Source organism: Bradyrhizobium sp. NBAIM01 (assembly GCF_020194115.1).
Classification (GTDB): domain Bacteria; phylum Pseudomonadota; class Alphaproteobacteria; order Rhizobiales; family Xanthobacteraceae; genus Bradyrhizobium; species Bradyrhizobium yuanmingense.
In genome coordinates this window covers 612,430-630,000 of the sequence record NZ_JADYVU010000002.1, presented here as the reverse complement: position 1 = coordinate 630,000, position 17,571 = coordinate 612,430, and the positions used below count along the sequence as shown (strand labels likewise).

Below are 17,571 nucleotides of genomic sequence, written 5' to 3'. Positions count from 1 at the left end.
GATCCAGGCCGACAAGAAGATGCCGGCGAAGGACAAGAAGGAAGCCCTCGACGAGCTCAACCAGGCGCTGAAGACGCCTGCGCTCCAGGTCGAGCACAAGAGCAACATCGATCTCGTCGCCAGGTATTACGACAAGCTGATCGCAGCGCTCGGGGATGAGGAGAATTGAGGATGCTTGTGGCGCGTTGCTCGCGCCGCGCATTCGCTTCTCGTAGGGTGGGCAAAGGCGCGCGATGCGCGCCGTGCCCACGTCTTCTCAGCTTCCACGTGGGCACGCTTCGCTTTGCCCACCCTACGAGAGCCGTTCAACGGCAAAAAGCCCCGGAGACATCTCCGGGGCTTTTCGTCGTTTCAAGCGCTGCGAACCGTCGTCGCCTTAAGTCCGCGTCCGCATCCGCATCATGAAGGTATCGAAGCTGAGCTCGGCCACCTGCATCCAGGCGAGCGACTCGCTGCGGAAGGCGGTCAGGCTCGCATACATCTTGCCGAAATGCGGGTTGTTCTTGGCGAGATCGGCGTAGATCTCGTTGGCTGCGCCGTAGCAGGCCTCGAGCACCTCCTGCGGGAACGGCTTCAGGATTGCGCCGGACGCCAGCAGCCGTTTCAGCGCGGGCGGGTTCACCGAATCGTACTTGCCGGTCACCCAGGTGAAGGTGTCCATCGATGCCGTGCTGATGGCGGCCTGGTAGTGCTTCGGCAGCCCATTCCACTTTTCGAGGTTCATGATGTTGTGGCCCTGGCCGGTGCCTTCCCACCAACCGGGATAGTAGTAGTACTTCGCCACCTTGACGAAGCCGAGCTTCTCGTCGTCATACGGACCGACCCACTCGGCAGCGTCGATCGTCCCTTTCTCCAGCGCGGGATAGATGTCGCCGGCCGCGATCTGTTGCGGCACGCCCCCGACCTTTGCGACAATGGTGCCGGCGAAGCCGCCAACCCGGAATTTCAGGCCCTTGAGATCATCGACGGTCTTGATCTCCTTGCGGAACCAGCCGCCCATCTGAGCCCCGGTCGAGCCGGTCGGCACGCCGATCGCGTTGTGCTCTTTCAAGAGATCATTGAGCATGTCCTGACCGCCGCCCCATATCAGCCAGGAAATGTGCTGACGCGTATTGAGGCCGAACGGCAGCGAGGTGCCGAAGGTGAATGCCGGATTCTTGCCCCAATAATAGTAGAGCGCGGTGTTGCCCATTTCGACGGTGCCGTTGGACACGGCATCGAGCACTTGCAGGCCCCCGACGATTTCGCCGGCCGCGAAGGGTTGGATCTGGAATCTGTTGTCGGTGATCTCCGCGACCCGCTTGCAGAAATACTCGCAGCCGCCGTAGAGCGTATCCAGTGATTTCGGCCAGCTCGCCGCCAGCCGCCATTTCACCTCGGGCATTGATTGTGCGACAGCCGGCGCTGCAATTGCGCTTGCGGCAAGGCCCAGTCCGCCTGCCTTCAGAAATTTACGACGTTCCATGCGTTTCCCTCCTGCGGTGTCGTGTCCTCGACGAGGGATCGCGGTCTTGACGCCGCTTCATCTTTCGCCGGTGGCCGACGTTTCTTGGTGTCCGAAATTCAATGTTCCCGGATCGCAGGCAGCATGACCAAAGGGGAACAGCAAATCAAGCTCGCTTTGGTTGTGCGCCTGCCAAGCCGATCAATGCTGCGGCGCGAACGCGGCTTCCATGGCCTTGCGCGCCTTCACCGTTTCGTTGCCCGGGTCGAATTCGACATCGCTCCAGCGTACCAACGTGCCATGGGCGACGTCGTGCTTAAGCTTGAGGCGATGTGCGAGCCCGATCGGCAGGGCCCCAGCCCTGAGGCTCGCGGCCGCCGGTATCAGCTTGCCCCATACCGTGTAGCCGCCTTCGCCGTCGAGCATCTCCCCGGCACGCAAGTTACGTTTGGCCACGGCGGCGACGTCGCCGCGAAAGCCGTAAGGCTGCCCGGTGGGCTCGCCCCGCAGCGCGGCCGACAGCACCGAGATGTTCAGCTCGAGCCCGATCAGATGGTAGGGCTTGTACATCGCGGCATAGCGTCCGCTCCCATCGGTCTTGAGGCCGTATTGCCTGAAGCAATCGGCGGCATAGTCGTTGGGCGCCTCCAGTACCACATAGACGCCCCAGCGCAGGTCGCGAAACACCGGCCGGCCGTCGCGCTCGAGCGAGGAGACGACTTCGACGACACCGGATCGCTCCAGCACACCGCCGCGCGAGCGCGGCCGCATGATGTGCGGCAGATCATCGACGCCGCACGGCGGAAACGCCAGGCCGTCCGCGGGCACGTCGAGGCCGCAGGCATTGGCGATCGCGGCCATCTCGATCGCCGATTTGGTGCCGTCGAGGAACGAGTTGAACATCTGCGGATTCATGCCGGCCGACTGCGCTTCGCCCGCGGTCAGGCCGTAATGCTGCCAGACACCGTCGGGCGTCACGTCGTGATAGGCCGGCAGGTACTTCGTGCCCTTGCCGGCGGCAATGACGTGAAATCCAGTGGCGCGGGCCCAATCGACCATCTCCGCCGTCAGCGCCGGCTGGTCGCCATAGGCGAGCGAATAGACCACGCCGGCTTTGCGCGCTTCGTCGGCGAGCAGCGGGCCCGCCAGCACGTCGGCTTCGACATTGACCATCACGATATGCTTGCCCGCTGCGATCGCGGCGCGCGCGTGGGCAATGCCGACGGCGGGATTGCCGGTCGCCTCTACCACCACGTCCATGGCGCCGCCGGCAATGGCGCGCGCGCCGTCATCGGTGAACACGGTCGCGGCGATGCGTTCGGCATCCCAGCCGACGGTCCGGCAGGCCTCGCGGGCCCGGTCGCGGTCGATGTCGACGATGATGGGCACCTCCAGCCCCGGCGTGTGCGGCACCTGTGCGAGGAACATCGAGCCGAACTTGCCGGCGCCGATCAGCGCGACACGGATGGGCTTGCCGGCGGATGCGCGGGCTTGCAGGAGGCGGAAGAGGTTCATGGGGGGTCCGAGATCGCTATGGCTGTCAGGTGACACTGTCAAACTTCGTCATTCCGGGGCGCGCGAAGCGCGAGCCCGGAATCCATTTGTCCACAAGCACTGCGGCCCGATGGATTCCGGGCTCGACGCTCCGCGTCGCCCCGGAATGACAGGTTACTCCGCCGCCTGCCGTGGTGCCCGCGCCAACCGCAGCAGCGCATCGTCGTCCACCGTCTTGATCGGCGTGAAATCGCGATGCGCGATGTAGTCCGGCCGGGTCGGTGTGCGGATATGGTTCGAGACCGCATTCAGCGTCAGGTACACGATCTTGCGCGGATAGGGCGTGATGTTGCCGCTGGAGCCGTGCACGAGATTGCCGTGGAACATCAGCATGCCGCCGGGCTTGCCGGTGGGCGCGACGATGCCGCCCTGCTTGACGAGGCGCGTGACCGTATCCTCGTCCAGCGTCCATAGCGGATAAGAGGTGGTGGCAAGATCGTGCGAAGCCTCGAGATCGCCGGCGTTCTGGCTGCGCGGCACCAGCATCAGGGGGCCGTTGATCGGCATCACCTCGTCGAGGAAGATCGCGATGTTCATCGCCCGCGGCTCCGGCATGCCGTCATCGCGCTTCCAGGTGCCGTAATCCTGGTGCCATTGCCAGACGTCGCCGGTGAAGGCCGACTTGGCGTTGATCTTGAACTGGTGCATGTAGACGGGCTCGCCGAACAATTGCTCGACCGGCTCGATCATGCGCGGATGCGCGCCGAGGATCGCGAACGCCTCGTTGTAGAGATGCGCGGCAAAGGCCGTGCGCGGCGCTCCGCTCTTCTCGCGCCAGACCTCCGGCCGGTTGGCCTCATAGATGGCGACCGCCTCGCGCGCGAGCAGGTCGACCTCCTCTTGGGCGAACAGCTCGGGCAGGAACAGCCAGCCCTCGCGGTGGAAGAACTCCAATTGCTCCTGAGACAGTTTCATGGGTCGTCCTCCTGTTTGCTTTGTTTTGTCATTCCGGGGCACGCGAAGCGTGAGCCCGGAATCCATTCCTCCGCAGTCTCTGCCGCCCGATGGATTCCGGGCTCGACGCTCCCGGGCCGCGCTTCGAGCGGTCCCGTCGCGTCGCCCCGGAATGACGGCGTGCTACGCCGCCGCCTCTTCCGTCGCCCGCAATCTCTCCTCGGTCATCCGTCCCGCCGTCTGCGCATGCGCGAGCGCGGCGCGTTCGGCCGCTTTCGCGTTGCCGCTGAAAATGTGCGCGGCAATATCGGCATGCTCCGCCCAGGCGCTGGCGCGATAATCGAGCTCGGAGAGCACCGTCGCCATCGAGCGACGCATGTGCGGCCATTGCGGCGCCATGGTCTCCTCGATCACGGGATTGCCGGCGAGCTGATAGATCGCGCGGTGAAAATCGACATCGAGGGTGATGAGCTCGGATAGCGTGGTGTTGCGGTCGCTGCGGCGCCCGGCGGCGAGCGCTGCCTCCAGTCGCGCGCGTCCCGCTGCGTCGCTGGCCGCGCGCTGAGCGGCAAGCCCGGCCGCCAGCGCGTCGATGGCGCCGCGCACCTCGTAGAGCTGGCGGATGCGCGCGGGATCGAGCTGCGTCACTTCAAAGCCGCGGCGGCCGCTCTCTGCGACCAGGCCCTGCCGGTGCAACAGATGCAGCGCATGCGACACCGGCTGGCGCGACACGCCGAGCCGGTCGGCGAGCTCGTTCTGCCGGATGCGCTGGCCGGGCTGAAGCGTGCGGTCGGAGATCGCCTCCAGGATTCGCGCATAGACCTGGTCGATCAGGTTCGGGAGCGGGTCGAGAGGGATCACGCCGGCAGCTCCAAGCCATCTCGGAATACGGAATTCCGTATTCGAACTTACGCTCGGCGAGGTGGAGCGTCAAGCCGTATCTCGGGCGATCCCAAGGGCTTCACGTCACCCGGGTAAGCTGTTGAATTTCCTGAGTCCGTCTACTGTGCATGGGGTTGTTTTCGCGACAACGGGTCCGGATCTGACCCATCCAGCACCTCCACCTCCATCGTGGCGATGTCGTCCGCATCGGCCACCGCCTCGATCGCCCCGATCCGCTCGCCCACGAACGTCACGCGCAGGGCAATGCGCAGCTGTCCGCCGAGGATGACGGCAGCACCCAACTCACCATCGACCAGCGCCGTGCGCGCCGTCCGGGCGCGGCCCTTGTAGAGCTGCGCGACAGCCTCGGCGCCGCGCACCTCCGCCAGCGAGCCGAGCCGCACCGCGGCCTGATCGGCGCGGAAGACGACCTCGGGATCCAGCACCGCGAGCAGCCCTTCGAAATTGCCCTCGCGCGAGGCTTTAAGAAATGCATCGACGATCCTTCGCTGCTGCGTCAGATCCGTCTCGGGCACCGGTGCGCCCTGCACGCGCCGCCGGGCGCGGCTCGCCAGCTGCCGCGAGGCATCGACCGAACGGCCGACGATCGGCGCGATCTCCTCGAACGGAACGGCGAACATGTCGTGCAGCACGAAGGCGAGCCGCTCCGCGGGCTGCAGCGTTTCCAGCACGACCAGCAGTGCCGCGCCGACGGAATCGGCCATCTCCGCCTCTCGCTCGCTTGTATCGTCGACCGGCTCGGGTACGTGCGGACCCATCGGATCCTCGCGACGCGATTTCCGGGCGCGCAGCATGTCGAGGCAGATGCGCGCCACGACCGTGGTCAGCCAGCCGCGCAAATTCGCGATGTCGGACAGGTCGTAGCGGCTGACCCGCAGCCAAGCCTCCTGCACGGCATCGTCGACCTCGGCGCGCGAGCCCAGCATGCGGTAGGCGACCGCACGCAAATGGTCCCTGCTCGCCTCGAACTGTTCAGTCAGAAAATTTTCTCCGGTCATCGGTCACATTCCCTCGTCGCGATCCGTCATGCCCATGACGAAGCCAATCCGGCCGATGTGACCGGAACCTTCGAAATTCGACAGATGGAGACGCAACATGATGCACGCACGCATGAAACACCCTGTCATGGTCCTGCCGGAGGCCATGAATGTCCTTCAGTCCCTCGGCAACCTGACAAAGCAGGGTCTGCCGGAAAGGCTCCTCGAACTGGTGCACCTGCGCGCCAGCCAGATCAATGGTTGCAGCGTGTGCGTCGATATGCACCCGAAGGTCGCCCGCAGACTGGGCGAAACCGACGAGCGCTTGTTCGCCGTATCCGCCTGGCGCGAGGCACCCTACTTCACCGACGCGGAGCGCGCCGCGCTGGCCCTGACCGAAGCCGTCACGCGCCTCGCCGATCGCGAGGATCCGGTGCCCGATGCGATCTGGAACGAAGCCGCCAAGCACTTCGACGAGCGCGAGCTCGCCACCCTGATCCTCGCGATCGCGACGATCAACGTGTGGAACCGCCTGAACGCGACGATCAAGATGCCGATCGGCGTGTGGAAGGTGTGACCTACTTCGCCAAGAACCTGCTCACCACCTCGCCGAACTCGAGCGGCGCCTGCTCGAACATCCAGTGGCCGGCGTTCGCGATCACCGCCGTCTCGGCGCCCGCGATGTGCGCGGCCAGTACGCGCCACATCACCGACAGGCTGCCGGTGGTGGCGCCGCCGCCGATCAGCAGCGTCGGCGTCCTGATTGCCTGCGCATCGCCGAGCGTGTAGGGCCGGCGCTGCTCGTTGATCTGGCCGAGGAAGGTGAGCGCGTTGTCGCGGAGCTGTTGCTTCGCCGCGGCCGGCACGCGCCGCCAGGAGCCGTCGCCCTCGATGCCTTCGTAGAAATTCCGCACCGCGCCCTCGAGGTCGCCGCCGCGGATCATCTCGACGGAGCGCGCCGTGCGGGCCGCCAGCGACGGATGCGCGGGCGTGCCTTCGGGCACAGGCAGGGATGGGTCGAGATCGCCGCCGGGCTCGGCCAGCACCAGCTTGTGCAACAGATCAGGCCGCGCCTGCGCCACGCGGAAGGCGATGTGGCCGCCGCGCGAATGGCCCATCAGGTCGACGGGGCCGGGCCTGACCTGCTCGATGAAGGCAATCGTATCGGCGACGTGCTGCGCCATCTTGTAGTCGTCGCCGACGGCGTCCCAATGCTCGGGAAAGAAGTGCCGCAGGCTGACCGCGATCACGCGATGGGATTTCGACAGCGGACCGAGCACCGAATACCAGGTGCGGAAATCACCGAGTGTGCCGTGCACACAGACCAGTGGCGGGCCCTCACCGACCTCGAGATAGGCCATGTCGTAACCGTTGACGCGGAAGCTTTGCATGGTCAGCTCGCCAGAAAATCCAAAACCACTTCGGAGAATTTCTGCGGCGCCTGCTCGAACATCGGATGCGTCGCGTTCGGGATGATCGCCGTCTTGGAATAGGGCACATGCGCGGCCAGCGCATGCAGCACTTTCGGCAAGAGGCCCTTGGTCCGCGCGCCCAGGATGAACAGCGTCGGCATCTTGATCGCCTCTGCATCCGCCTTTGAGAACGGCGGGCGGCTGTCGCGGACCTGGCCGATCAGCGTAAAGGCATTGTCGCGCAGGTTCTGCTTCACCATCGCGGGCAATCGCGGCCAGGTGCCGGGGCCTTCCAGCGTGTCGACGAAGACGGCGAGCCCGCCGTCGACATCGCCGGCCGCGATCTTCTCGGCCGAGGCCGTGAAGCGCGCCAGCAGCGGCGAGGGGCCGCCGACGTAGTCCGGATCAAGGCTCGCATCGAGCTCGCCCCCGGGCTCGGCCAGGATCAGCCGGCGTAAGAGATCGGGCCGCTGCTGCGCCACGCGGAAGCAGATATGCCCGCCGCGGGAATGGCCCATCAAATCGACCGGTCCCACATCGAGCTTGTCGATGAAGGCGATGACGTCCTCGACATGCTGGGCGATCGAATAGGTGTCACCGACGCCGTCCCAGCGCTCCGGGAAGAAGTGCCGCAGGCTGACGGCGATCACCCGGTGCCGCTGCGTCAGCGGCCCCAGCACGCAGCCCCAGACGCGGAAGTCATTCAGCGATCCATGCACGCAGACCAGAGGCGGACGGCCCCTGTCTTCGCCCACATCGAGATAGGGCATGTCGTAACCGTTGACGTGGAGGCTCTGCATGATGGACTCGGGAGAGGATTGGAACGCCTGTGCAAGATTCCCGGAAACCGGGTGGATCGCAACTATTTCCAAGCCTAGATTTGGCACGACATCAAAGTGGGGGCCTGCAACGGAAGCAAGCCAGGAACCTAGACATGACCGACCAGCATTTTGCCCTGTTCGACACAAGGATCGGCCTGTGCGCCATCGCCTGGGGCCCGCGGGGCATCAACGGCACGCAATTGCCGATGGGCGGCGAGCAGAAGATCCGCACCCGCATCAGCCAGCGTCATGCCGACGCCGTTGAGACCGAGCCGACCGCCGAGGTGCAACAGGCGATCGATCGCATGACAAAACTGCTCGCCGGCGAGCCGGATGATCTCACCGACATTCCGCTCGACCTCGACGGCGTGCCCGAATTCAACCGCGGCGTCTACGACATCGCCCGCGCGATTCCGCCCGGCAAGACCGTCACCTATGGCGACATCGCCAAGCAGCTCGGCGGCGTCCAGCTGTCTCGCGACGTCGGCCAGGCGCTCGGCCGCAACCCGTGCCCGATCGTCGTGCCCTGCCATCGCGTGCTCGCCGCGGGCAACAAGCCCGGCGGCTTCTCGGCGAATGGCGGCGTGGTCACGAAGCTGAAGATGCTGGAGATCGAAGGCGCGCTGGTGAACCACACGCCGAGCTTGTTCGATTGAAGATACCAAAGCTTGCTCGGCGTCATGGCCGGGCTTGACCCGGGCATCCACGTGTTCCTTTGCGGTACAAAGAACGTGGATGCCCGGGACAAGCCCGGGCATGACGGTGTTGAGAGCGGCCGCTCGCCCTAAATCTTCGTCGCCGTCTTCGGCCAATACCGATCACGCAAATGCCGCTTCACCAGCTTGCCGGTCGGCGTGCGCGGCAGCTCGGCTTCGAAATCGACCGAGCGCGGGCACTTGATGGCGGAGAGGCGGCTCTTGCAATAGGCGATCAAATCGGCCTCCAGCGCCTTGCCGGCGCGGCCCATGTCGTGCGGCTGCACCACCGCCTTGACCTCTTCGCCCATCTCCTCGTTCGGCACGCCGAACACCGCGACGTCGGCGACCTCAGGGTGCGTGATCAGCACGTCCTCTGTCTCCTGCGGGTAGATGTTCACGCCGCCGGAGATGATCATGTAGGACTTGCGGTCGGTGAGATAGAGGAAGCCGTCCTTGTCGAGATAGCCGACATCGCCGAGCGTCGACCAGCCCTTGGCATTGTAGGCCTTCTTCGTCTTCTCGGGATCGTTGTGGTAGGTGAAGGCGGGCGCATCGGCGAAGTAAACGGTGCCGATCTCGCCCGTCGGCTGCTCCTCGTCGTTCTCGTCGAGAATCTTGATTTTGCCGACCACGGCGCGGCCGACGCTGCCGCGGTGCTCGAGCCATTGCTGCGAGTTGCAGACGGTGACGCCGTTGCCTTCCGAGCCGGCGTAATACTCGATCAGGATCGGACCCCACCATTCGATCATCTTGGCTTTGACGTCGATCGGGCAGGGCGCGGCGGCGTGGATCGCACCCTTCAGTGTGGACACGTCGTATTTGGTGCGTACCTCGTCCGGCAGCTTCAGCATGCGCACGAACATGGTCGGCACAAGCTGCGATTGCGTCACCTTGTACTTCTCGACCAGCTTCAGGAACTCTTCGGCATCGAAGTGCTCCATGATGATGGAGGTGCCGCCGAGCACGACTGCCATCATGTTGAAGCGCAAGGGTGCTGCGTGATAGAGCGGCGCCGGCGAGAGGTACGTGCTCTCCGCGTTCATGCCGCACATGTCGGCGCAGAGCACGCGCAGGAAGGCGTTCGGCACGTCGATCCTGTTGCCTTCGAAAGCCTTCTTGATTCCCTTCGGCCGACCGGTGGTGCCCGACGAATACAGCATGTCGTAGCCGGCGACCTCGTCGGCAATCGGCGTGGTCGGCTGCGCGGCGGCTTCCTTGTCGTAGGAGCGGAAGCCGGGCAGCGGCTCGTCCATCATGTAGAAGATCGGCTCGCCGGCCGTGCCCTTGATCAGGCCCTTGATCTGGTCGGCGCATTTCGGCGTCGTGATCACGACCTTGGCGCCGCAATCCTTGACGATGTAGTCGATCTCGTCCTGCTTCAGGTAGCGGCTGATGGCGGTGTAATAGAGCCCGCTGCGCTGCGCGGCCCAGCAGATCTCCATGAAGGCGAGGCGGTTCTCCATCAGCAGCGCGATATGGTCGCCGGCTTTGAGGCCAAGCGAGCGGAATAGATGCGCGCCCTGGTTCGAGAGCTCGTCGAGCTCGCGATAGGTGATCGCCTTGCCGGTCCCGGCCATCTGGTAGGCGATCTTGTCGGGCGTCGTCTTGGCGTGGATACAGGGGTGGGTCATGGCGTTTCCTCAAAACGTGAAATGGCGAGTAGCGAGTGGCGAATAGGGAAGAAGGGCAAACCGCTCTTCGCCTACTCACCATTCGCTACTCGCCACTCGCTACTCGCTTTTGTTTTTCTTACAGCCGCTCCACGATCGTCACGTTGGCCATGCCGCCGCCCTCGCACATGGTCTGCAGGCCGTAGCGCTTGCCACGCTGGTGCAGGGCGTGGACCAACGTCGTCATCAGCTTGGTGCCGGAGCCGCCGAGCGGATGGCCGAGCGCGATGGCGCCGCCGTTGACGTTGAGGCGCTCAGGATCGGCGCCGGTGGTCTTCAGCCAGGCGGTCGGCACCGAGGCAAAGGCCTCGTTGACTTCGAACAGGTCGATGTCGCCGATCTTCATGCCGGCCTTCTCCAGCGCGCGCTTGGTGGCGTGCAAGGGAGCATCGAGCATGATCACGGGATCGCCGCCGGTCATGGTCATGTGGTGGATGCGCGCCAGCGGCTTGACGCCGAGCTGCTTCAGGCCCTTTTCGTTCACGACCATCACGCCGGAGGCGCCGTCGCAGATCTGGCTGGCGCTCGCCGCGGAGAGCTTGCCGTTCTCGGCGATCAGCTTGACGCCCTTGATGCCGTCGAGCGTGACGTCGAAGCGGATGCCTTCGTCGATATGGTGGGTGTCCTTGCTGCCGTCGGCACGGGTGATCTCGAGCGGCACGATCTCCTTCTTGAAGTGGCCTGCTTGCGTCGCCGCGATCGCGCGCTGATGGCTGTCGTAGGAGTACTTATCGAGCTCCTCCTTGGAGAGGCCGTACTTCTCCGCCATCATCTCCGCGCCGGTGAACTGGCTGAACACGATGTTCGGATATTTCTTCTCGATGCCCGGGCTCTTGTAGTTGCCGAAGCCGTTCTTGGCCGGCAGCTGCGAGGACAGGCCCATCGGAACCCGCGTCATCGACTCCACGCCGGCCGCGATCACGACGTCCATCGCACCGGACATCACGGCCTGAGCGGCGAAGTGCAGTGCCTGCTGGGAGGAGCCGCACTGGCGGTCGATCGAGGTGCCCGGCACGCTTTCCGGCAGCTTCGAGGCCATGATCGCGTTGCGCGCGACATTGTTGGACTGCTCGCCGACCTGCATCACGCAGCCCATGATTACGTCCTCGACCAGGGCGGGGTCGACCTTGGTGCGGTCGACCAGCTCGTCCAGCACCTTCGCGGCGAGATCGGCCGGATGCCAGCCGGCGAGGCGGCCCCCCTTGCGCCCGCCCGCGGTGCGCGCAGCGGCGACGATGTAAGCCTCGGCCATGTCGGTCTCTCCCTGAATTCTTTATTGGGTGGGTTGTCGGGCGGATTTAAGGGTCGGACCATCGTTTAGTCAATCGATCAATTAACTCTTGTGATGAGGCGCTGCTTGCGCTTATCTGCGCCCCGCTTCCAGCGGCCAAACAGGGATCTCCGTGGCGACCAGCGTACCGAACAGGCTCCCCAGCGGGAAAAATTCCACGGCAGAGAAATTGCTGGTGGCCGCGAGCGAGCTGATGATCGAACGCTCCTCGATCGAGATCTCGCTGTCCGATATTGCGCAGAAGTCGGGCGCCAACGCGGCCCTGGTCAAATATCACTTCGGCAACAAGGACGGCCTGCTGCTGGCGCTGCTGGCGCGGGATGCCGCGACCGAGATGACCAATCTCGAATATCTGCTGGCACAGCCGATCACGTCGACAGCGAAGCTGAAGCTGCACATCGCCGGCATCATCCGTGCCTATCACCGGTTCCCCTACATGAACCGGCTGATCCACTATCTCTTGCACGAAACCAGCGCGAGCTCTGCCGACGAAGTCTCGAAATTCTTCGTTGCCCCGCTGCTGGACTTCCACCGCCGCCTGCTGGCGGAAGGCGTCAGCCGCGGCGAATTCCGCCCGACTGATCCGGTACTGTTCTACACCAGCCTGATCGGTGCCTGCGATCACCTGTTCTTCGGCCGGCACGCGATGTCCCGCGCCACCGGCGTCGGCCCGGTCACTGACGATGTCTGCCGGCAATACATCAAGCACATGGAAACGCTGATCTGCGGCGGCATCCTCACGCAAGCCGGGGAAGCCGCTGCGGCCGGATAGTCCGGCCGACACGTGACAAGTCTAGAGAAGAAACGCTCAAGGAAGGGTACAAGCGATGCAATTAAAAGACGTAGCCGTTCTCATCACCGGCGGTGGCTCCGGCCTGGGTGCCGCGACCGCCCGCGCCATGGCGGCCAAGGGCGCCAAGATCGGCGTGATCGACCAGAGCAAGGAAAACGCCGAGAAGGTCGCCGCGGAGGTGAAGGGCGTCGCGCTTCACGCCGACGTCACCAGCGAGGAGCAGATCAAGGCGGCGATTGCCAAGGCGGAAGCCGCACACGGCGTCGCCCGCGTGCTCATGAACTGCGCCGGCATCGGCGGCTCGCAGCGCATCGTCGGCCGCGACGGCGTCTACCCGCTCGAAAAGTTCGCGCGCATCATCAACGTCAACCTGATCGGCACCTTCAACTGCCTGAGGCTGTTCGCCGAACGTCTCGTCACTGCGGAGCCCGTCGGCGAGGAGCGCGGCGTCATCATCAACACCGCCTCGGTTGCCGCCTACGAAGGCCAGATCGGCCAGATCGCTTATTCGGCCTCGAAGGGTGGCGTCGTCGGCCTGACGCTGCCGGCCGCGCGCGATCTCGCCAGCCAGAAGATCCGCGTCAACACCATTGCGCCCGGCCTGTTCTTCACGCCGCTGCTGATGGGCCTGAACGAAGAGGCCCGCAAGAGCCTGGGCGCCCAGGTGCCGCATCCCTCGCGTCTCGGCGATGCCAACGAATACGGCATGCTCGCGGTGCACATCGTCGAGAACCCGATGCTGAACGGCGAGACCATCCGCCTCGACGGTGCGATCCGCATGGCGCCGCGATAGGCGGTTCGTTCTTCCTTCTCCCCTTGTGGGAGAAGGTGGCATAGGCGGCCTTAGGCCGCCGTTCTTAAGAACGCCGAAGCGAAGCTTCGGCTACGGCGCCGGATGAGGGGTTGTCTCCACAATCTCATTTGTGGAGGCAGACCCCTCACACAAGCGATTGTGCGGCTAGCGATTTACATGCCCTCTCCCGCAAGGGGAGAGGGCGCAGCAATCGGCGCCGCGACTCGCGGCAAGTGCGAGGCCCCCATGTCCCAACCGCTGCTGATCGAGCATGACGATGGCGTCGACCGGGTGACGCTCAATCGGCCCGAGCACCTCAACGCGCTCGATCCCGCGCTGATCGATGCGCTCAACGATTATTTCCAGGGCCTGCAACGCAATCGCGACACCCGCGTCGTCGTGCTCAGGGGCGCCGGCAAGAATTTCTGCGCCGGCCTCGATCTCAAAGCTGCGATGGCGCGCCGGGCCGGGCAGCAGGAGCCACCCGGTGTCACGGAGTCGCTGGATTCGCAGCGGCGCATCGCCGACATCGTGATGCTGATGCGGCGCTGTCCGCAGCCGATCCTGGCGCTGGTGCAGGGCGCGGCTGCCGGCGGCGGCTTCGCGCTGGCGCTGGCCTCCGACATCCGCATCGCGACGAGATCGGCGCGGATGAATTGCGCTTTCATCAAGCTCGGGCTCGGCGGCTGCGATATCGGCACCAGCTATTTTCTGCCGCGCCTCGTCGGCGTCTCCGTCGCATCCGAGCTGATCCTCACCGGGCGCTTCATCGGAGCGGAGCGCGCGCTCGCGGTCGGCCTCGTCTCGGAGGTCGTGGACGAGGACAAGCTCGATGACGCGGCCGCGCCTTATGTCGAGGCGATGATGACGGCCTCGCCCGTGGGCCTGCGGCTATCCAAGGAATGCCTCAACATGAGCGTCGATGCCGGCTCGCTGGAAGCTGTGATCGCGATGGAGGATCGCAACCAGGTCCTGTGCAGCCGCTCGGAAGAGTTTTCGGAAGGCATCAGGGCCTTCCTTGAGAAGCGAAAGCCTGTCTATATCAGGCGCTGAACGATGAAGATCCGCAAAGGACAGTAATTCCGGGAGACGCAAAATGAGTGGAAGCGCGGCGGCAGTGATGACGAAGCCCGCCTTTCGCAAGGTCCAGTGGCTCGCGCGCGACATCGACGTCGAGCGTCGCGGCGACGGCACGGTGGTGCTGAAGTCGCGCATTCCGCTGCAGCCTCATGAGAAGCACATCCCGGCCTCGCTGGCGAAATGGGCCAAGGAAGCACCCGAGCGCATCTGGCTGGCGCAGCGCGGCGGCCCGAACCGCGAATGGCGCAAGGTGTCCTATGGCGAAGCCAAGCGCATCGTGGACGCGCTGACGCAAGGCCTGCTCAATCTCGAGCTCAAGGGCCGGCCCGTCACGATCCTCTCCGGCAATTCGATCGAGCATGCGCTGATGACGCAGGCCGCGATGCAGGCGCGCGTTCCGGCAGCGCCGGTATCGCCGGCCTACTCGTTGATGAGCCACGACCACGTCAAGCTCAAGTACCTGTTCGACCTGATCAAGCCGGCCGTACTGATGGTGCAGGACGGACCGATCTTCGAGAAGGCGCTGAAGGCGCTCGACCTCAGCGGCGTCACCGTGGTTCACGTCGCGCGGCCCTGCGAGGGCATCAAGAGCGTCAGCTTTGCCGAGCTCGCAGCAACGCGTGTCACGGCCGATGTCGAGGCCTCGATCGCGAAGATCACGCCGCAGACCATCGGCAAGCTGCTGTTCACATCAGGCTCGACCGGCATGCCCAAAGCCGTCATCAACACGCAGGAGATGATGTGCGCCAATGCAGCGATGATGATGCAAGTGCGGCCGCGCGATCCGAACGGACCGATCTCGACCATGCTGGACTGGATGCCCTGGAACCACACCATGGGCGGCAATGCCGCGTTCCACCCGATCCTGGTCGACGGCGGCACGCTCTATATCGACGACGGCCGCCCGATGCCGGGGCAGTTCGAGGAGACGCTGCGCAATCTGCGCGAGATCTCGCCGACCTATTATGCCAACGTGCCGGCCGGCTATGCCGCGCTCGCAGCCGCCATGGAGAAGGACGACGCGCTTTGCCGCTCGTTCTTCAAGAACCTCTCGATCATGGCCTATGGCGGCGCGCGGCTGCCTGACGATCTCTACGAGCGCATGCAAGCGCTGGCGGTAAAGACCACCGGCGAGCGCATCGTGTTCTACACCGGCTGGGGCTCGACCGAGACGGCGCCGACCTCGACCGGCACCTATTGGGACACCGAGCGCGTCGGCCTGATCGGCCTGCCGTTCCCCGGCGTCGAGTTGAAGATGGTGCCGTGCGGCTCGAAATACGAATTGCGCCTGCGCGGCGTCAACGTCACGCCCGGCTATTTCGGCCAGCCGGAGCTGACCAAGAAGATGTTCGACGAGGAAGGATTCTACTGCATCGGCGATGCCGGCATCTTCGTCGACGATGCCGATCCGGTGCAAGGCATCATCTTTGCCGGCCGCGTGGTCGAAGACTTCAAGCTCACCACGGGCACATTCGTACATGTCGGCTCGCTGCGGACCGATGCGATCGCGGCCGCAACGCCAATCGTGCACGACGCGCTGGTCGCGGGGCAGGACCGTCCCTTCATCGGCCTCTTGGCCTGGCCGAACCTGCACGCCTGCCGCCAGCTTGTCGGCAATCCCGATCTCAGCTTTGCCGATGCGGTGAAGCATCCTGAGGTGATCGCTTGCTTCAGGCGCGGCCTGGAAGCCCACAACCGTGAATGCGAAGGGGCCAGCAGCCGTATCATCGCGCGCGCGATGCTGATGGTCGAGCCGCCTTCGATCGACGGCAACGAGCTCACCGACAAGGGCTACATCAACCAGCGCGCCGGCCTGGAACGCCGCGCCGCGCTGGTGGAGCGGCTCTATGCGGACAAGCCGGATGAAGATGTGATCGTGCTGAAATGAGCGCACATCTCTCTCTCCTCGTCATTCCGGGATGGCCCGAAGGGCCAGGCCCGGAATCCATAACCCCGGTTCGTGGTTATGGATTCCGGGCTCGCGCCAAGGGGCGCGCCCCGGAATGACGGTGCCAATAATTGACAACGAATAAACAAAGGTAAGCCCGCCATGAACTTCGACTTCTCCGACGATCAAAAGCAGCTCCGCGACCAGGCGCGCAAGTTCCTCGCCGAGAAATGCTCGCCCAAGGCGGTGCGTGTCGTGCTCGACGGCAAGGCGCCTTACGACAAGGAGCTGTGGAAAGGCCTCGCCGAGATGGGCTTCCTCGGCGTCGCGATTCCCGAGGAGTTCGGCGGCGCCGGCGCCGGTCATCTCGAGCTGTGCGTAATCGCGGAAGAAATGGGCCGGGCCAACGCGCCGGTGCCGTTTTCCTCGACCGTGTACCTCGCCGCCGAAGCGCTGCTGATCGCCGGCAGTGACGCGCAGAAGAAGAAATGGCTGCCGGCGATTGCTTCCGGCGAGGCCATTGGCACGCTGGCGCTGTTCGAGGGCAAGGGCAACCCGTCGCCGAAGAACGTCAAGCTGACGGCTGCGAACGGCGTGCTCAACGGCGTCAAGAAGCCGGTCGCCGACGGTGCGATTGCCGATTTTGCGGTGGTCGCCGCGCGCACGGGATCGAGTGGGCGCGACAATGACATCTCGCTGTTCCTGGTCGATCTCAAAGCCGGCGGCGTCGATGTGAAGAGCCTCACCAACCTCGATCCGACCCGCGGACAGGCCGAGATCACCTTCAAGGACGCCAAAGCCGAGCCGCTCGGAGCTGCGGGCGACGGCTGGAGCATCCTCACCCAGGTGCTCGACCGCGCCGCGGTGCTGTGCGCGTTCGAGCAGGTCGGCGGCGCCGATCGCGCGCTGGAGATGGGCCGCGACTACGCGCTGGACCGCATCGCCTTCGGCCGGCAGATCGGCTCATTCCAGGCGGTCAAGCACATGCTCGCCGACATGTACGTCTCGGCGACGCTGGCGCGCTCCAACAGCTATTACGGCGCCTGGGCGCTCTCGACCAATGCGGCCGAACTGCCGGAAGCCGCCGCCGCCGCGCGCATCAGCGCGACGCAGGCGTTCCAGCACTGCGCCAAGAACAACATCCAGGTCCATGGCGGCATGGGCTTCACCTGGGAATTCGACTGCCACATGTACTATCGCCGCGCCAACGCGATGGCGCTCGGGCTCGGCAGCCTCACTTATTGGGAAGATCAGCTGATCGATCGGATGCGGAAGAAGAACGCAGCGTAACGACAGGTGCGTAGGGTGGGTTAGCCGAAGGCGTAACCCACCACCGACCGGCAGTGCTCGACA

17 protein-coding genes (1 of these 17 only partly in view) are annotated in these 17,571 nt (G+C 64.9%); 8 read left to right on the top strand and 9 right to left on the bottom strand.

All coding sequences use genetic code 11. From position 1 onward, the window contains the following. A protein-coding gene (locus I6F31_RS09310; RefSeq protein WP_036020829.1) for a hypothetical protein crosses the window boundary here: on the top strand, window positions 1-169 show its final stretch. 425 nt of this gene lie to the left of the window's left edge; the window shows 169 of its 594 coding nt (coding positions 426-594); the start codon falls outside the window, past its left edge; it ends in the stop codon at window positions 167-169. 207 nt (window positions 170-376) lie between these two features. Here the strand turns inward: I6F31_RS09310 and dctP are convergent, their stop codons facing one another. The 5 genes from dctP to I6F31_RS09285 all read right to left on the bottom strand — a co-directional run bounded on the left by dctP (window position 377) and on the right by I6F31_RS09285 (window position 5,793). After that, window positions 377-1,465 (bottom strand): TRAP transporter substrate-binding protein DctP, encoded by a 1,089-nt coding sequence (dctP, locus tag I6F31_RS09305; RefSeq protein WP_035996972.1) that lies wholly within the window; start codon window positions 1,463-1,465, stop codon window positions 377-379. 180 nt (window positions 1,466-1,645) lie between these two features. Continuing rightward, window positions 1,646-2,959: a Gfo/Idh/MocA family oxidoreductase gene (locus I6F31_RS09300; protein ID WP_225111497.1), complete on the bottom strand. Its 1,314-nt coding sequence runs from the start codon at window positions 2,957-2,959 to the stop codon at window positions 1,646-1,648. Between the two features lie 153 nt (window positions 2,960-3,112). Next, window positions 3,113-3,913: a phytanoyl-CoA dioxygenase family protein gene (locus I6F31_RS09295; RefSeq protein ID WP_225137625.1), complete on the bottom strand. Its 801-nt coding sequence runs from the start codon at window positions 3,911-3,913 to the stop codon at window positions 3,113-3,115. 162 nt (window positions 3,914-4,075) lie between these two features. Then, complete coding sequence (locus I6F31_RS09290; protein WP_225139444.1) at window positions 4,076-4,753, bottom strand: GntR family transcriptional regulator; 678 nt, start codon at window positions 4,751-4,753, stop codon at window positions 4,076-4,078. Between the two features lie 140 nt (window positions 4,754-4,893). After that, on the bottom strand, window positions 4,894-5,793 hold the full coding sequence (locus I6F31_RS09285) for a sigma-70 family RNA polymerase sigma factor (protein ID WP_225185301.1): 900 nt from the start codon (window positions 5,791-5,793) through the stop codon (window positions 4,894-4,896). 100 nt (window positions 5,794-5,893) lie between these two features. On the opposite strand from I6F31_RS09285, the gene I6F31_RS09280 reads away from it, so the two are divergent. After that, window positions 5,894-6,349 (top strand): carboxymuconolactone decarboxylase family protein, encoded by a 456-nt coding sequence (locus I6F31_RS09280; RefSeq protein ID WP_225128080.1) that lies wholly within the window; start codon window positions 5,894-5,896, stop codon window positions 6,347-6,349. 1 nt (window position 6,350) lies between these two features. On the opposite strand, the gene I6F31_RS09275 is transcribed toward I6F31_RS09280, so the two are convergent. Both I6F31_RS09275 and I6F31_RS09270 read right to left on the bottom strand, forming a co-directional pair. After that, on the bottom strand, window positions 6,351-7,163 hold the full coding sequence (locus I6F31_RS09275) for an alpha/beta hydrolase (RefSeq protein ID WP_225127841.1): 813 nt from the start codon (window positions 7,161-7,163) through the stop codon (window positions 6,351-6,353). A 2-nt stretch (window positions 7,164-7,165) separates the two neighbouring features. Further along, on the bottom strand, window positions 7,166-7,984 hold the full coding sequence (locus I6F31_RS09270) for an alpha/beta hydrolase (RefSeq protein WP_036020851.1): 819 nt from the start codon (window positions 7,982-7,984) through the stop codon (window positions 7,166-7,168). Between the two features lie 134 nt (window positions 7,985-8,118). Here I6F31_RS09270 and I6F31_RS09265 point away from each other — a divergent pair, with 134 nt between their 5' ends. Beyond that, window positions 8,119-8,661, top strand: coding sequence for a methylated-DNA--[protein]-cysteine S-methyltransferase (locus tag I6F31_RS09265; protein ID WP_036020854.1), 543 nt, complete (start codon window positions 8,119-8,121; stop codon window positions 8,659-8,661). A gap of 128 nt (window positions 8,662-8,789) precedes the next feature. Here the strand turns inward: I6F31_RS09265 and I6F31_RS09260 are convergent, their stop codons facing one another. Then, complete coding sequence (locus tag I6F31_RS09260; protein ID WP_225185300.1) at window positions 8,790-10,334, bottom strand: acyl-CoA synthetase; 1,545 nt, start codon at window positions 10,332-10,334, stop codon at window positions 8,790-8,792. Between the two features lie 118 nt (window positions 10,335-10,452). Next, window positions 10,453-11,625, bottom strand: coding sequence for an acetyl-CoA C-acetyltransferase (locus I6F31_RS09255; RefSeq protein WP_225156594.1), 1,173 nt, complete (start codon window positions 11,623-11,625; stop codon window positions 10,453-10,455). 232 nt (window positions 11,626-11,857) lie between these two features. Here I6F31_RS09255 and I6F31_RS09250 point away from each other — a divergent pair, with 232 nt between their 5' ends. The 5 genes from I6F31_RS09250 to I6F31_RS09230 all read left to right on the top strand — a co-directional run bounded on the left by I6F31_RS09250 (window position 11,858) and on the right by I6F31_RS09230 (window position 17,508). Then, a complete protein-coding gene (locus I6F31_RS09250) occupies window positions 11,858-12,436 on the top strand; it encodes a TetR family transcriptional regulator (protein WP_244608878.1) in 579 nt (192 codons plus the stop codon). 55 nt (window positions 12,437-12,491) lie between these two features. Then, complete coding sequence (locus I6F31_RS09245) at window positions 12,492-13,250, top strand: SDR family NAD(P)-dependent oxidoreductase (protein ID WP_025033612.1); 759 nt, start codon at window positions 12,492-12,494, stop codon at window positions 13,248-13,250. A 246-nt stretch (window positions 13,251-13,496) separates the two neighbouring features. Next, window positions 13,497-14,303, top strand: coding sequence for an enoyl-CoA hydratase-related protein (locus I6F31_RS09240; protein WP_225185299.1), 807 nt, complete (start codon window positions 13,497-13,499; stop codon window positions 14,301-14,303). A 43-nt stretch (window positions 14,304-14,346) separates the two neighbouring features. Then, window positions 14,347-16,218 carry an AMP-binding protein gene (locus I6F31_RS09235; protein WP_225185298.1) on the top strand — a complete coding sequence of 624 codons (1,872 nt, stop codon included), beginning with the start codon at window positions 14,347-14,349 and terminating at the stop codon, window positions 16,216-16,218. Window positions 16,219-16,380: 162 nt separating this feature from the next. Then, window positions 16,381-17,508 carry an acyl-CoA dehydrogenase family protein gene (locus tag I6F31_RS09230; RefSeq protein ID WP_035997037.1) on the top strand — a complete coding sequence of 376 codons (1,128 nt, stop codon included), beginning with the start codon at window positions 16,381-16,383 and terminating at the stop codon, window positions 17,506-17,508. Window positions 17,509-17,571 lie beyond the last annotated feature (63 nt).